This is a genomic window from Streptomyces sp. JLSY215 (genome assembly GCF_059682825.1).
Genome location: NZ_CM185022.1, coordinates 6200148 through 6214070 on the forward strand (window position 1 = coordinate 6200148; position 13923 = coordinate 6214070).

Annotated in this window: 15 protein-coding genes; 12 read left to right on the forward strand and 3 right to left on the reverse strand. The window is 71.8% G+C overall.

Annotated features, from left to right (window positions below; all coding sequences use genetic code 11):
- Nucleotides 1-3: 3 nt before the first annotated feature.
- On the reverse strand, nucleotides 4-492 hold the full coding sequence (locus AC5677_RS27740) for a DUF3515 domain-containing protein (protein WP_497190638.1): 489 nt from the start codon (nucleotides 490-492) through the stop codon (nucleotides 4-6).
- A gap of 9 nt (nucleotides 493-501) precedes the next feature.
- Nucleotides 502-735 carry an Lrp/AsnC family transcriptional regulator gene (locus tag AC5677_RS27745; protein ID WP_046925812.1) on the reverse strand — a complete coding sequence of 78 codons (234 nt, stop codon included), beginning with the start codon at nucleotides 733-735 and terminating at the stop codon, nucleotides 502-504.
- Nucleotides 736-893: 158 nt separating this feature from the next.
- Here AC5677_RS27745 and AC5677_RS27750 point away from each other — a divergent pair, with 158 nt between their 5' ends.
- Both AC5677_RS27750 and thiD read left to right on the forward strand, forming a co-directional pair.
- Complete coding sequence (locus AC5677_RS27750; RefSeq protein ID WP_497190639.1) at nucleotides 894-1853, forward strand: thiamine-phosphate kinase; 960 nt, start codon at nucleotides 894-896, stop codon at nucleotides 1851-1853.
- 124 nt (nucleotides 1854-1977) lie between these two features.
- Complete coding sequence (gene thiD, locus AC5677_RS27755) at nucleotides 1978-2826, forward strand: bifunctional hydroxymethylpyrimidine kinase/phosphomethylpyrimidine kinase (protein ID WP_497190640.1); 849 nt, start codon at nucleotides 1978-1980, stop codon at nucleotides 2824-2826.
- 161 nt (nucleotides 2827-2987) lie between these two features.
- Here the strand turns inward: thiD and rpmB are convergent, their stop codons facing one another.
- A complete protein-coding gene (gene rpmB, locus AC5677_RS27760) occupies nucleotides 2988-3173 on the reverse strand; it encodes a 50S ribosomal protein L28 (protein ID WP_006602870.1) in 186 nt (61 codons plus the stop codon).
- Between the two features lie 242 nt (nucleotides 3174-3415).
- On the opposite strand from rpmB, the gene AC5677_RS27765 reads away from it, so the two are divergent.
- From AC5677_RS27765 to AC5677_RS27810, 10 genes are all read left to right on the forward strand, one after another.
- Nucleotides 3416-5071 (forward strand): DAK2 domain-containing protein, encoded by a 1656-nt coding sequence (locus tag AC5677_RS27765; RefSeq protein ID WP_497190641.1) that lies wholly within the window; start codon nucleotides 3416-3418, stop codon nucleotides 5069-5071.
- Between the two features lie 85 nt (nucleotides 5072-5156).
- The gene (locus AC5677_RS27770; RefSeq protein ID WP_497190642.1) at nucleotides 5157-8177 is read left to right on the forward strand and encodes a helicase-related protein; all 3021 of its coding nucleotides are present in this window, start codon (nucleotides 5157-5159) and stop codon (nucleotides 8175-8177) included.
- Between the two features lie 215 nt (nucleotides 8178-8392).
- Nucleotides 8393-8992, forward strand: coding sequence for a 16S rRNA (guanine(966)-N(2))-methyltransferase RsmD (gene rsmD / locus AC5677_RS27775; protein ID WP_497190643.1), 600 nt, complete (start codon nucleotides 8393-8395; stop codon nucleotides 8990-8992).
- Entirely contained in the window at nucleotides 8989-9516 is a 528-nt protein-coding gene (gene coaD, locus AC5677_RS27780) for a pantetheine-phosphate adenylyltransferase (protein ID WP_497190644.1), read from the forward strand. Before rsmD ends, coaD begins: the two co-directional genes overlap by 4 nt.
- A 127-nt stretch (nucleotides 9517-9643) precedes the next feature.
- Nucleotides 9644-10777 (forward strand): F0F1 ATP synthase subunit B, encoded by a 1134-nt coding sequence (locus tag AC5677_RS27785; protein ID WP_497190645.1) that lies wholly within the window; start codon nucleotides 9644-9646, stop codon nucleotides 10775-10777.
- Nucleotides 10778-10960: 183 nt separating this feature from the next.
- Entirely contained in the window at nucleotides 10961-11554 is a 594-nt protein-coding gene (locus AC5677_RS27790; RefSeq protein ID WP_497190646.1) for a YceD family protein, read from the forward strand.
- A gap of 2 nt (nucleotides 11555-11556) precedes the next feature.
- A complete protein-coding gene (gene rpmF, locus AC5677_RS27795) occupies nucleotides 11557-11730 on the forward strand; it encodes a 50S ribosomal protein L32 (protein ID WP_003951102.1) in 174 nt (57 codons plus the stop codon).
- Between the two features lie 19 nt (nucleotides 11731-11749).
- Nucleotides 11750-12643, forward strand: a complete 894-nt coding sequence (rnc, locus tag AC5677_RS27800) for a ribonuclease III (RefSeq protein WP_497196782.1) — start codon at nucleotides 11750-11752, stop codon at nucleotides 12641-12643.
- Between the two features lie 110 nt (nucleotides 12644-12753).
- Nucleotides 12754-13692: a bifunctional DNA-formamidopyrimidine glycosylase/DNA-(apurinic or apyrimidinic site) lyase gene (gene mutM, locus AC5677_RS27805; protein WP_497190647.1), complete on the forward strand. Its 939-nt coding sequence runs from the start codon at nucleotides 12754-12756 to the stop codon at nucleotides 13690-13692.
- Nucleotides 13693-13702: 10 nt separating this feature from the next.
- On the forward strand, nucleotides 13703-13915 hold the full coding sequence (locus tag AC5677_RS27810) for a hypothetical protein (RefSeq protein ID WP_497190648.1): 213 nt from the start codon (nucleotides 13703-13705) through the stop codon (nucleotides 13913-13915).
- The last annotated feature ends 8 nt before the right edge of the window (nucleotides 13916-13923 follow it).

The window sequence follows — 13923 nt, forward strand, 5'->3', positions numbered from 1 at the left end:
GGACTAGACGCCCTCCGGAACGGCCTTCTTGACGGCGCCCGCGAGGTCGGTGAGCACATCGACCTCGGGGGCGTACGTCCCGGGCACGGTCACCTCGACATAGGCCTTGCGCAGCACGGTCGTGAAGCGGTAGCCGTCGTCCCGCTTCTCGAAGAGCCACTGGACGCCGTCGACCACCGCCGCGTCCGCGTTGGGGTTGTAATGTTCACTCCCGTACGTCAGCACATCCGGCTTCGGCACCCCACAGCGCAGTTGAACGGCGGGATCGCCCCAGACGGCGGTGAAATCGGAGTCCGGCTGCGCATCGCCGCGCTTTTGGCCGTCCACGGTCTCCGGCAACGCCTTGTGGAGCGCCCGGCAATGCCGTACCGCCTCGCCCCGCGGGGAAGGCACCGCGACGTCCGACGAGGAACAGCCCACCGCCGCGAACAGCAAGGTCAGCACCGGCAGGGCCAGGTACCGGCGGCGCACAGATATCACCCGGCCGAGCATACGGGGGAGCTAGAGATGGACCACCGGGCAGGTGAGGGTACGCGTGATGCCCTCCACTTGCTGGACCTTGGCGACCACCATGCGGCCCAGTTCATCCACGGTGTCGGCCTGCGCCCGCACGATCACGTCATAGGGTCCGGTGACGTCCTCGGCCTGCAGTACGCCGGGGATCTTCGCAATCACCTCGGCCACGGCCGAGGCCTTGCCGACCTCGGTCTGGATCAGGATGTATGCCTGTACCACGGGACCTCCAGGGCGGCTACCGGGATCATGTGGGAAGAAGGGACGCCACGGTACCGCGTCACCGTGCGGAGCGGGGAGACCCGCGCGGTGAAAGCGGCAAGTGCGGCGCAGTCGTCAGCCAAGTACGGACCGTCCGTACGCAGGGGAAGGGCAACAGCATGAAGGGCACCGTGGGCGAGCTGGGGGAATTCGGGCTGATCAAGGAGCTGACAGCCCGGCTCACCTCCACCCCGGCCGTACGCATCGGGCCGGGCGACGACGCCGCGGTGGTCACCGCGCCCGACCGGAGGGTGGTGGCCAGCACCGACGTCCTCCTGGAGGGCAGGCACTTCCGCCGTGACTGGTCCACGGCCTACGACGTCGGCCGCAAGGCCGCCGCACAGAACCTCGCCGACATCGCCGCCATGGGCGCCGTGCCCACCGCGATCCTGCTCGGCCTGGTCGTCCCCGCGGAACTCCCCGCGACCTGGGCGACCGAGCTGATGGACGGCCTGCGCGACGAATGCCAGGTGGCCGGTGCCGCGGTCGTCGGCGGCGACGTCGTACGCGGCGAGATCATCACCGTCGCCATCACCGCCCTCGGCGATCTGCGCAACGCGGAGCCGGTCACCCGTGGCGGCGCCCAGCCCGGCGACGTGGTCGCGGTGACCGGCTGGCTCGGCTGGTCCGCCGCGGGCCACGCCGTCCTCTCCCGCGGCTTCCGCTCACCGCGCGCCTTCGTCGAGGCCCACCGCCGGCCCGAACCGCCCTACCACGCCGGCCCGGCGGCCGCCGGACTCGGCGCCACCGCCATGACCGACGTCAGCGACGGACTCGTCGCCGACCTCGGGCACATCGCCGACGCCAGCAACGTCCGCATCGACCTGCGCTCCGCGGCCATCGACATCCCCTCGCAGATGTCCGACATCGGCACCGCCGTCGGCGTCGACCCGATGCAGTGGGTCCTCAACGGCGGCGAGGACCACGCCATCGTCGCCACCTTCCCCCCGGACGTGAAACTGCCCGCCCGGTGGAAGGTCATCGGCGAGGTGCTCCACCCCTCCGCACTGCCCCAGGTCACGGTCGACGGCGCCCCCTGGGCGAAGGCCGGCTGGGACCACTTCGGGGACAACGAGTAGAGGGGGTCGGCGCGTCGCGGCTTCTTCCGGGGGTGGAGGTCGGGTGACGGGGAATGGGCCGGCGCGCAGCGGCGTCCTCTGGGGGTGGAGGTCGGGTGACGGGAGGGCGAGTAGATTCGGCGGTATGCAGAGCCGTACGCAGAGCCCCCGGCAGAGCCTTCCGCAGATACCGCCACGCGTCCTGACCGTCGCCGGATCCGACTCCGGCGGCGGTGCGGGCATCCAGGCCGACCTCAAGACGATGCTGGCGCTCGGCACCCACGGCATGAGCGTGCTCACCGCCGTCACCGCCCAGAACTCGCTGGGTGTACAGGGCGCCTGGGAACTGCCCGCCGAGGCCGTGCGCGCCCAGTTCCGCAGCGTCGTCGACGACATCGGCGTCCAGGCCGTCAAAACCGGCATGCTCTCCTCGGCCGAACTCGTCGAGACCGTCGCGGAGCTCCTCGCGGACCTGCGCGTCCCGGTCGTCGTCGACCCCGTCGGCGTCTCCAAGCACGGTGACCCGCTGCTCGCCACCACCGCCCTCGACGCGGTCCGCACCAAGCTGCTGCCGACCGCCACCGTCGCCACCCCCAACCTGGACGAGGTCGCCCAGCTCACCGGCGTACACGTCCGGGAAGAGGCCGATATGCGGCGGGCCGCCGCCGCGATCCTCGGCTTCGGGCCGCGCTGGGCCCTCATCAAGGGCGGCCACCTGGCGGCCGACGCCGAGGAAGCCGTCGATCTGCTCACCGACGGCACCGAGGAACACTGGCTGCGCGCCCCCCGCCACGACAACCGCCACACCCACGGCACCGGCTGTACCCTCGCCAGCGCGATCGCCGCACAGCTCGCCAAGGGGGACACCGTCCCGCAGGCGGCCGCCGCCGCGAAGGACTACGTCAACGGCGCCATCGCGGCCGGCTTCCGGCTGGGCACGGGCATCGGCCCCGTTGACCACGGCTGGCGTCTGCGGGCTTCGGAGCGGTCTTAGGCAGGTCGCAGGCAGGTCTCAGGACCTGACCGACGGGGCCGGGCGCGGCAGCCCCCGGCCCCGGGCACGGCAGCCCGCCCCCGGGAATGGCGAAAGCCGGCCCACCATGACGGTGGACCGGCTTCACAAGCAACCGGCTGGGCTGCGCTACGGCATAGACGTCAGCGCGAGACCTTGCCGGCCTTGATGCACGAGGTGCAGGCGTTCAGCTTCTTCGGCGTGCGCCCGATCACTGCACGCACCGTCTGGATGTTGGGGTTCCAACGACGGTTGGTACGGCGATGCGAGTGCGAGACACTCTTGCCGAAGCCCGGCCCCTTGCCGCAGACGTCGCAGTTGGCAGCCACGGGTCACTCCAAAGACTTCAGATGCACTTACGGTGAAATCCTGACGAGCCGAGTGCATTACCCGACCGGCACCGTCAGGAGAGGAATGGCCCGATTTTCATCGGGCAACCGGAGCAGCATACAACGACCGCTCCCGTAGAACGAAACTATCACGCAGCCCCGGGGCCCCGCCCCGGCCTCCCCGCCGGAGCGCGGCTACTGTGCGGTGCATCCCCGCGATCCAGGAGTACCAGGAGGCCGCAGTGCCCTACCCGCTCGACGCCGCCGCGGTCCGCGCCTGGTGCGGGCTGGCCCTGGAGGCGCTCGGCCGGGAGCGCGAGCGCATCGACGCGATCAACGTCTACCCGGTGGCCGACGGCGACACCGGCACCAACCTCTACCTGACCCTCGAATCCGCCACCCGCGCCGTCGAGGCAGCCTTCGACGGCCACGCCTCCACCGGGACCACACCCCGCCTCGCCGACGCCATCGGCGCCATGGCCCACGGCGCCCTCATCGGAGCCCGCGGCAACTCCGGCACCATCCTCGCGCAGCTGCTGCGCGGGATGACGGAGGTCCTGGCCTCGGGGGACGAGCCGGACGGCGGCACCGACGGCCCCGCCGACGCGCTGCGCCGGGCGCTGCGCCGCGCCGCCGCATCGACGTACGAGGCCGTCGCACACCCGGTGGAGGGCACGGTCCTGACCGTGGCGACCGCCGCCGCCGACGCCGCGGACCGCGCCACCGGAGACGCCGCCCACATCGCACGGGCCGCCCACGACGGCGCCCGCAGCGCCCTCAAGGCCACCCCCGGCCAGCTCGCGGTGCTCGGCCGCGCGGGCGTGGTGGACGCCGGCGGCTGCGGCCTGGTCGCCCTGCTCGGCGCGCTCGCCGACGCCCTGTCCGGCGAGGTCTCCGTAGCGCCCGTCACCGTACGGGCCGACGCACCGCTCCCCGAGGCCGGCGGCCGCGCGGCAACCGGCGCCGAGGGCTGCGCCGACAGCGACGGAGACGGACCCGCCTTCGAGGTGATCTACCTCCTGGAGGCCGACGACTCCGCCGTGGCACGGCTGCGCACCCGGCTCGACGGGCTGGGCGACTCCCTCGTGGTGGTCGGCGGCGACGGCCTGTGGAACGTCCATGTCCACGTCGACGACGCGGGCGCCGCCGTGGAGGCCGGCATCGAAGCCGGCCGCCCGTACCGGATCCGCATCACCCACTTCGGCGGCACCACCCGCACCAAGGAGCCCGAAATGGCGGCGCGGGCCGTCGTCGCCGTGGTGCCGGGCGCCGGGCTCGCCGGGCTCTGCACCGAGGCCGGCGCGACCGCGGTCTCGGTACGCCCCGGCGAACCCCCCGCCAGCGGCGAACTGGTCCAGGCGATCCGCCAGGCACATGCCCGCGAAGTGATGCTGCTGCCCAACGACCCCGAACTGCGGCACACCGCCGCGGCCGCCGCCGAACAGGCCCGCACCGAAGGCGTACGGGTCGCCCTGATCCCCACCCGCTCCGCCGTCCAGGGCATCGCGGCGCTGGCCGTGCACGAGCCGGGGCGCAGCTTCGACGAGGACGTCGTCGCGATGACCGCCGCCGCCGGCGCCACCCGCTACGCCGAGCTGGCCGTCGCCGAGCGGCAGTCGTGGACGATGGCCGGCGTCTGCCAGGCCGGCGACATCCTCGGGCTGATCGACGGCGATGTCGCGGTGATCGGCTCCGATCTGACCGCCACCGCGACGACGGTGCTGGACCGGATGCTCTCCGCGGGCGGCGAAATGGTCACCCTCGTACTCGGCGCCGACGTCCCCGATTCCCTCGCGGACCGGCTCGAACGGCATGTCCGCGAACGCCATCTGGCCGTCGACACCGTCGTCTACGAAGGCGGGCAGCACGCGGCACCGCTGCTCATCGGCGTCGAATAGCGAGTCGAACGGCGATACGCCCCGCCACGGCGCGGAAAGGGCCGGTGGTGGCTCGTTGTCAGTGCCGTGGTGTGCAATGTGAAGCGTGGCAGCGCTCGACGAACCTCTGAAGAAAATCCTCGGTGGCAGCACCGCGAAGGTGCTCGCCGAGCATCTCGACCTGCATACGGTCGGCGACCTGTTGCACCACTACCCCCGGCGCTACGCCGAGCGCGGTGAGCTGACCCGCCTCGCGGATCTGCCGCTGGACGAACACGTCACGGTCGTCGCCCAGGTCGCGGACGCCCGCGTGCTCAAATTCAACGCCGGCAGGGGGCAGCGGCTGGAGGTCACGCTCACCGACGGCAGCGGCCGCCTCCAGCTGGTCTTCTTCGGCAAGGGCCTCCACAAACCCCACAAGGAGCTGCTGCCCGGCCGCCGCGCGATGTTCGCCGGCAAGGTCTCCGTCTTCAACCGCAAACTCCAGCTCGCGCACCCCGAATACGAGCTCCTCGACAAGGACGGCGACAACGGCGCCGTCGACGCCTTCGCCCATCAGCTGATGCCGATCTACCCGGCCTGCCAGCAGATGGCCTCCTGGAAGATCGCCAAGGCGGTGGACGCGGTGCTGCCCAGCGCGCAGGACGCCCTCGACCCGCTGCCGGAGGCGCTGCGCGCGGGCCGCGATCTGATCCCCCTCACCGAGGCGCTGCTGAAGATCCACCGGCCCGGCACCAAGGCCGATATCGCCGACGCGCGCGCCCGCCTCAAGTGGGACGAGGCCTTCGTCCTCCAGGTGGCGCTCGCCCGGCGGCGGCTGGCCGAGACCCAACTCCCCGCCGTACCCCGCGCGGTGACCGAGGGCGGCCTCCTCGACGCCTTCGACGCCAAGCTGCCCTTCACCCTCACCGACGGCCAGCAGAAGGTCAGCCGGGAGATCTTCGACGACCTGGCCACCAGCCACCCCATGCACCGCCTCCTCCAGGGCGAGGTGGGCTCCGGCAAGGCGCAGCCGCTGGACGCCCTGGTGCTGACGCCCCGCGGCTTCCGGCCCATGGGGGAGATGGCCGTCGGCACCGAGGTCGTGGTGCCGTCCGGTGAGCGCGCCGTGGTGGACGGGGTCTTCCCGCAGGGGGAGCGGGAGGTGTGGCGGCTGGTGTTCTCCGACGGCAGCGCCGTCGAATGCGATGACGAGCACCTGTGGATCGTCCGCTCCCGCGGCACGGAGGAGCGGGTGCTGACCACCCGCGAGCTACGGGCCGATCTGCTGGGCGCCGACGGCCGGCCCAAGTGGACCGTCCCGCCGGCCACCCCGGTCGACCTCGACGGCGGCGAGGACCGGCCGCTCGACCCGTACCTGCTGGGCCGGGGGCTGGCGGACGGCGGCGACGGCCGGGCCGGGGACCGGGTACCGGCCGCCTACCGCAACGCACCGCTCAAGGACCGGCTGGCCGTGCTGCAGGGCCTGATGGACGCCGGGGGAGCGCCCGCGGGGGGCGCGGCGGTGTTCCGGGCGGCCCCCGCCCCGCTCGCCGAGGACCTCGCATGGCTGGTGCGCTCCCTGGGCGGCCGCGCCCGGATCGTCCCCGTACGGGACGGCGCGCACCACGTGCACATGGCGCTGCCGGACGCCTGGCCGCCGTTCCGCGAAGAGGCCGAGGAGGCCGAGCGGGGCCGTCCGAGCCCCGGGGACACGGCGGGCTTCCGCCGCACCATCGAGGCCATCGAGCACGTCGGCCGCAAACCCGTCCAGTGCATCAGCGTCGCCCACCCCTCCCACGCCTATGTGACCGACCACTTCACGGTCACCCACAACACCATGGTGGCGCTGCGCGCCATGCTCGGTGTGGTCGACAGCGGCGGCCAGGCCGCGATGCTCGCGCCCACCGAGGTCCTCGCCCAGCAGCACCACCGCTCCGTCACCGAGATGATGGGGGAGCTGGCCGAGGGCGGCATGCTCGGCGGCGCCGAACAGGGCACCAAAGTCGTCCTGCTGACCGGCTCCATGGGCGCCGCGGCCCGCCGCCAGGCGCTGCTCGACCTGGTCACCGGCGAGGCCGGCATCGTCATCGGCACACATGCGCTGATCGAGGACAAGGTGCAGTTCCACGACCTGGGCCTGGTCGTCGTCGACGAACAGCACCGCTTCGGCGTCGAGCAGCGCGACGCCCTGCGCGGCAAGGGCAAACAACCGCCCCACCTGCTGGTGATGACGGCCACGCCCATTCCCCGCACGGTCGCCATGACCGTCTTCGGCGATCTGGAGACCTCCGTACTGGACCAACTCCCCGCCGGGCGCTCGCCGATCGCCAGCCATGTCGTGCCCGCCAAGGACAAGCCGCACTTCCTGGCGCGTGCCTGGGAGCGGGTCCGCGAAGAGGTGGCGTCAGGCCATCAGGCCTATGTGGTCTGCCCGCGGATCGGCGACGAGGAGGACGCGCCCAAGGCCGCGAAGAAGGGCGCCAAGGGCGACGGACCCCAGGAGGGTTCGCCGGAGGACATCGAGGAGAAGCGGCCGCCGCTGGCGGTGCTGGACATCGCCGGGCAGCTCACCGAGGGGCCGCTGGCCGGCCTGCGGGTGGCGGTGCTGCACGGCCGGATGGCCCCGGACGACAAGGACGAGGTGATGCGGAAGTTCGCGGCCGGCGAGCTGGACGTCCTGGTGGCGACGACCGTCATCGAGGTCGGCGTGAACGTCCCCAACGCCACTGCCATGGTGATCATGGACGCGGACCGCTTCGGCGTCTCCCAGCTGCACCAGCTGCGCGGCCGGGTGGGCCGCGGCTCCGCCCCCGGCCTGTGCCTGCTGGTCAGCGAGATGCCCGAGGCCAGCCCGGCCCGCGCCAGGTTGGCGGCCGTCGCCGGCACCCTCGACGGCTTCGAACTCTCCCGGATCGACCTCGAACAGCGCCGCGAGGGTGACGTCCTGGGACAGGCCCAGTCCGGCGTCCGCTCCTCGCTGCGGATGCTCGCCGTCATCGAGGACGAGGAGGTCATCGCGGCCGCCCGGGAGGAAGCCACCGCCGTCGTCACCGCCGATCCCGAGCTGGCCGGCTACCCCGAGCTGCGGATCGCGCTGTCGGCCCTGCTGGACGACGAACGCGAGCAGTATCTGGACAAGGGATGAGACAGGGACGCGACAGGGACGAGACAGGGACGAGACGGGGGTGAGACAGGGGTGAGATCGATCACCCGTCCCGTACGACGCGGAGGGCCGCCGCCCGGCGCCGGCCGCCCGACGACCGAATATCGTGGGAGCGGAGCCCACCCGGCTCCGCCTGTGTCACCTCCACCCCACGCACTCCCCACCTCCCACCACCCCACCCACGTAAGGACGGGCCCATGACCCGCGTGATCGCCGGTTCGGCCGGCGGCCGCCGCCTGGCCGTACCACCGGGAAACGGCACCCGCCCGACCTCCGACCGGGCGCGCGAGGGCCTGTTCTCCACCTGGGAGTCGCTCGACGGCCCCCTGAGCGGCGCCCGGGTCCTCGACCTCTACGGTGGCTCCGGCGCGGTCGGCCTGGAGGCGCTCTCCCGGGGCGCCGCGCACGTCCTGCTGGTCGAGGCCGACACCCGCGCCGCCCGCACCATCCGCGAGAACATCCGCGCCGTCGGCCTCCCCGGCGTCGAACTGCGCACCGGCAAGGCCGAGCAGACCGTCGCGACCTCGGCCCCGGGCGACCCGTACGACATCGTCTTCCTGGACCCGCCCTACGCCGCCACCGACGCGGATCTTCGCGAGATCCTGCTCACACTCCGTGGTCAGGGGTGGCTTGCGGAGGAGGCACTCGTCACCGTGGAACGCAGCACGAGAAGCGGCACGTTCCCCTGGCCGGAGGGCTTTGAAGCGATCAAGGCCCGTCGTTACGGCGAGGCCACGCTTTGGTACGGTCGCGCCGCTTCGACGTCCGCCGAATCGACGTCAACAAGCGTGTCATGACCGGACCGCAGAGCACCGGACCGCAGAGCGAGGAGACGAAGTTGCGCCGCGCCGTCTGTCCGGGGTCGTTCGACCCCATCACCAACGGGCACCTGGACATCATCGCCCGTGCCTCCAAGCTGTACGACGTCGTCCACGTCGCCGTGATGATCAATCAGTCGAAGCAGGGCCTGTTCACCGTCGACGAGCGGATCGACCTGATCCGCCGGGCCACCGCCGAATACGGCAATGTCGAGGTCGAGTCCTTCCACGGCCTGCTCGTCGACTTCTGCAAGCAGCGCGACATCCCCGCCATCGTCAAGGGCCTGCGCGCCGTCAGCGATTTCGACTACGAGCTGCAGATGGCCCAGATGAACAACGGGCTGTCCGGCGTGGAGACCCTTTTCGTCCCCACCAACCCCACCTACAGCTTCCTTTCCTCCAGCCTCGTCAAGGAGGTGGCGGCCTGGGGCGGCGATGTCTCCCATCTGGTCCCGGCCTTCGTCCTCGACGCCCTGACCGAGCGCCTGCGCAAGAAGCGGTGACCCGCCGCGCCGCCCGTCCGCCGGCTGCCGGCCTGACGAAGCGTCAGTAGGTGTCGGGCCGGGGCCCCGTGGTCGTACAGTCGTCCCGTTCCCTCGTTCCAACCCTTCAGAGAGTGGCGAGTCCAAGGTGGACGTGCAGAAGAAGCTCGACGACATCGTCGGGGCCATCGGCAGCGCCCGGTCCGTGCCCATGTCGGCCTCGTGCGTGGTCAACCGCGCCGAGCTGCTCGCCCTGCTCGAGGAGGTCCGGGCGGCCCTGCCCGGCTCCCTCGCCCAGGCGCAGGAGCTGCTCGGCGGGCGCGAGCAGATGGTCGAGGAGGCGCGGGCCGAGGCGGAGCGGATCATCGAGTCCGCGCACGCCCAGCGCGAGTCGCTGATCTCCGACACCGAGGTGGCCCGGCAGTCCCAGGACGAGGCCGACCGGATTCTGGCCGAGGCCCGCCGCGAGGCCGAGGAGATCCGCGCCGAGGCCGACGACTACGTCGACTCCAAGCTCGCCAACTTCGAGGTCGTCCTCACCAAGACCATCGGCTCGGTCGACCGCGGCCGCGAGAAGCTGCTCGGCCGCGGGCCGGGGCTGGACGAGCAGGGCTATGCGGATGCCGAGGCCCCCGAGCGCAGCGCCGACCCGGAGACCCTCAAACAGCGTGCCGACGCCTATGTGGACGCCAAGTTCGGCGCCTTCCAGGCCGTCCTGACCAAGACGCTGGAGGCGGTCGGCCGCGGCCGCGACAAGCTCCAGGGCGCGCAAGCGATCGATGAGCTCGCGGTGCATCTGGCGACGGCGGGCGACCCCCAGGGCGGCCAGGTGCAGGCGGACGCCGAGTATCTCGCCGAGCTCGCGGGCATCGGCGCCGGCCAGGACCCGCAGCCGCCCCAGGCTGCGCCCCAGGTCCCGCCGCAGCCCCAGGCCCCGCCCCAGCCTCAGGAACAGCTCCAGCCCCAGGATCAGCTCCAGCAGGGCTATTACGTGGACCCGGCGGCCTACCAGCAGCAGGACGCCTACGGCTATCAGCAGCCGCAGCAGGTGCCCTACGCCCAGCACGGCCAGGATCCGTACGGCTACGACTGGCAGCAGCAGGCCCAGCAGCAGGGCTACGACCCGAACGCCTACCTCCAGCCGCCGCAGCCCCAGCAGGCCCCCCACGACCCGAATGCCCAGGCCGGGGCGCTGGACGAGACCAGCCTCTTCGACACCAGCATGATCAACATGGACCAGATCCGGCAGTACGAAGAGCAGTACGAACAGCGGCGCCAGTAGCCGGCCCGGGAGCGGCCGGAAGCGGATTGGGCCTAACGGGGCCCGTCCAGTATCCTGGCTGTTCGGTCGCGTCTACGTCCGCGATCACTGCTGCCCGCATTTCCAGCCGGTATCGGGCGGCTCGTAGCGCAGTACAGAAAGCAGGAAGCCATCAACGCCCGCCTCGACCACCGTTCCCCGCTCGTGTTCGATACACGCGAGCTGGGGCGTCGTCCCGGCACGCTCAAGCGGCTCTCCCGCACCGTCGAGGCCCCCCGGGACCTCGGCAATGAGGTCATCGGAGTGCCCGAGGGTGCCCCGATGGAGCTCGACCTCCGCCTGGAGTCGGTCATGGACGGGGTGCTTGTCACAGGCACCTCCCGTGCGGCCGTGAAGGGGGAGTGCGTAAGGTGTCTGGAGCCGCTGGAGCGAGAGCTCGACGCGGACTTCCAGGAGATGTTCTCCTACCCCGACGCCGATGACCGGAGCCGCCCCGCGGAGTCCGGCGACGACGCCGAGGACGAGGAAGACACCTTCTTCATCGAGGACGACCTGTTCGACCTCGAACCCGTGCTGCGGGATGCGGTGGTGCTCACACTGCCGCTGCAGCCGGTGTGCCAGGACGACTGCCCGGGTCTGTGCTCCGATTGCGGAGCGCGGCTCGCGGACGACCCGGACCACCACCATGACGCCGTCGACGCACGTTGGGCGGCACTGCAGGGACTCGTCGGGACCAACCAGGACGACGAGAAGGACAACGTTCCCCGCAACGGCGGGGATGAACCTCAGGAGAAGTAGCCGTGGCTGTTCCGAAGCGGAAGATGTCGCGCAGCAACACGCGCCACCGCCGGTCGCAGTGGAAGGCTGCGGTCCCCACCCTGGTGGCGTGCGAGCGCTGCCACGAGCCGAAGCAGCAGCACATCGCGTGCCCCAGCTGCGGCACCTACAACAAGCGCCAGGTCCTCGAGGTCTGAGCGGCTGGTGACAGGCAACGTGTCCAGCGCCAAGAAGGCGGAAGACGCCAATCCGTCGCCCCGCAAGCGCGGGGATGAAAATCCGGCGGACACAGCCTCGTCCCACACGCTTCTGGAAGGGCGGCTCGGGTACAAGCTCGAGTCCGCCCTTCTGGTGCGCGCGCTGACGCACCGCTCGTACGCATACGAGAACGGCGGTCTGCCCACCAACGAGCGGCTCGAGTTCCTCGGGGACTCGGTGCTCGGTCTGGTGGTCACCGACACGCTGTACCGCATCCACCCCGACCTGCCCGAAGGCCAGCTGGCCAAACTGCGGGCCGCGGTGGTCAACTCGCGTGCACTTGCCGAGGTGGGCCGCGGCCTCGACCTCGGCGCCTTCATCCGCCTCGGCCGGGGCGAAGAGGGCACGGGCGGCCGGGACAAGGCCTCCATCCTCGCCGACACCCTCGAAGCGGTGATCGGCGCCGTCTATCTCGACCAGGGCCTCGACGCGGCCGGCGAGCTGGTGCACCGGCTCTTCGACCCGCTCATCGAGAAGTCCTCCAGCCTGGGAGCGGGCCTGGACTGGAAGACCAGCCTCCAGGAACTCACCGCGACCGAAGGCCTCGGCGTCCCGGAATACCTGGTCTCCGAGACCGGCCCGGACCACGAGAAGACCTTCACTGCTGCCGCCCGCGTCGGTGGTGTCTCGTACGGCACCGGCACCGGCCGCAGCAAGAAGGAAGCCGAGCAGCAGGCGGCCGAATCCGCGTGGCGTGCCATTCGCGCCGCCGCGGACGAAGCGGCCAAGGCCAAGGAGGCGGCCTCCGGCGACGATGCGTCGCAGGATCCCGCCGGCTCCACCGAAGCGGCTGCCGCCGCGCGGCCCGATGCGGTTCCGGCTTCCGGCGACACCGAGTCGTCGGCACACTGAATCACCTCTTCTGACCCCGTCCAGGGCGGCCCGGCCGCCCCGGACGGGGTCAGAAGTCTTTCCCGAGGCCGTTTCCCCGGCCGTACCCGAGGATCGTGAGGAGCTTCCCCGTGCCCGAGCTGCCCGAGGTCGAGGTCGTCCGCCGCGGACTCCAGCGATGGATCAGCGACCGGACCATCGACGCCGTCGAGGTCCGCCACCCGCGCGCGATCCGCCGTCACACCGCCGGTCCGGCCGACTTCGCCGCCCGCCTCACGGGCCTGCGCATCGCCGAGGCACGCCGCCGCGGGAAGTACCTCTGGCTCCCGGTCACCGGCGGCGGCCCCGCCGCGCAGACCGCCGCCGAAGGCATCGGCCCCCTCGTCACCCCCTCCGTCACCCACGGCCTGGCGATCCTCGCGCACCTCGGCATGAGCGGTCAGCTGCTGGTCCAGCCCGAGGACGCCCCCGACGAAAAGCACCTGCGCATCCGCATCCGCTTCGCCGACGACCTCGGCACCGAACTCCGCTTCGTCGACCAGCGCACCTTCGGCGGCCTCTCGCTCCACGACACCGTCCCCGGCGACCCCGACCACCTCCCCGACGTCATCGCCCATATCGCCCGCGACCCACTCGATGCGGCCTTCGACGACGCCGCGTTCCACGACGCGCTGCGCCGCCGCCGGACCACCATCAAACGGGCCCTGCTCGACCAGTCCCTGATCAGCGGCGTCGGCAACATCTACGCCGACGAGGCGCTGTGGCGCAGCAAGCTGCACTACGACCGGCCCACCGCCACCTTCACCCGCCCGCGCACCGCCGAGCTGCTCGGCCATGTACGGGACGTGATGAACGCCGCCCTCGACGTCGGCGGCACCAGCTTCGACAGCCTCTACGTCAACGTCAACGGCGAGTCCGGCTACTTCGACCGTTCCCTGGACGCCTACGGCCGCGAGGACGAACCCTGCCGCCGCTGCGGCACCCCCATCCGCCGCCGCCCCTGGATGAACCGCTCCAGCTACTTCTGCCCCCGCTGCCAGCGGCCGCCGCGACCGGCGCAGACCGGCTGAGCCCACGGCCATGGACGCACGGGGCGAAACCCTCGCCATCGCGGACGACCAGATCGTCGCCGGCATGATCGTCCCCGGCCCCAAGCCGCTCCTCGACCACCTCGGCTGCTCGGTGCACGAGGCCCGGGACGTCCATCGCGCCCGCCACGACGTGCTGCGGCGGGAGCGGCCGGACGACTTCCCCACGAGCCGTGCGGAGTTCTGGGCCCACGTCCTCACCTGACAGCCCGC

Coding starts and splice junctions, on each gene's coding strand:
- AC5677_RS27750 (WP_497190639.1), top strand. CDS start 894: ATGAAGGGCACCGTGGGCGAGCTGGGGGAATTCGGGCTGATCAAGGAG.
- AC5677_RS27810 (WP_497190648.1), top strand. CDS start 13,703: ATGGACGCACGGGGCGAAACCCTCGCCATCGCGGACGACCAGATCGTC.
- coaD (WP_497190644.1), top strand. CDS start 8,989: ATGACCGGACCGCAGAGCACCGGACCGCAGAGCGAGGAGACGAAGTTG.
- thiD (WP_497190640.1), top strand. CDS start 1,978: ATGCAGAGCCGTACGCAGAGCCCCCGGCAGAGCCTTCCGCAGATACCG.
- rsmD (WP_497190643.1), top strand. CDS start 8,393: ATGACCCGCGTGATCGCCGGTTCGGCCGGCGGCCGCCGCCTGGCCGTA.
- AC5677_RS27740 (WP_497190638.1), bottom strand. CDS start 492: ATGCTCGGCCGGGTGATATCTGTGCGCCGCCGGTACCTGGCCCTGCCG.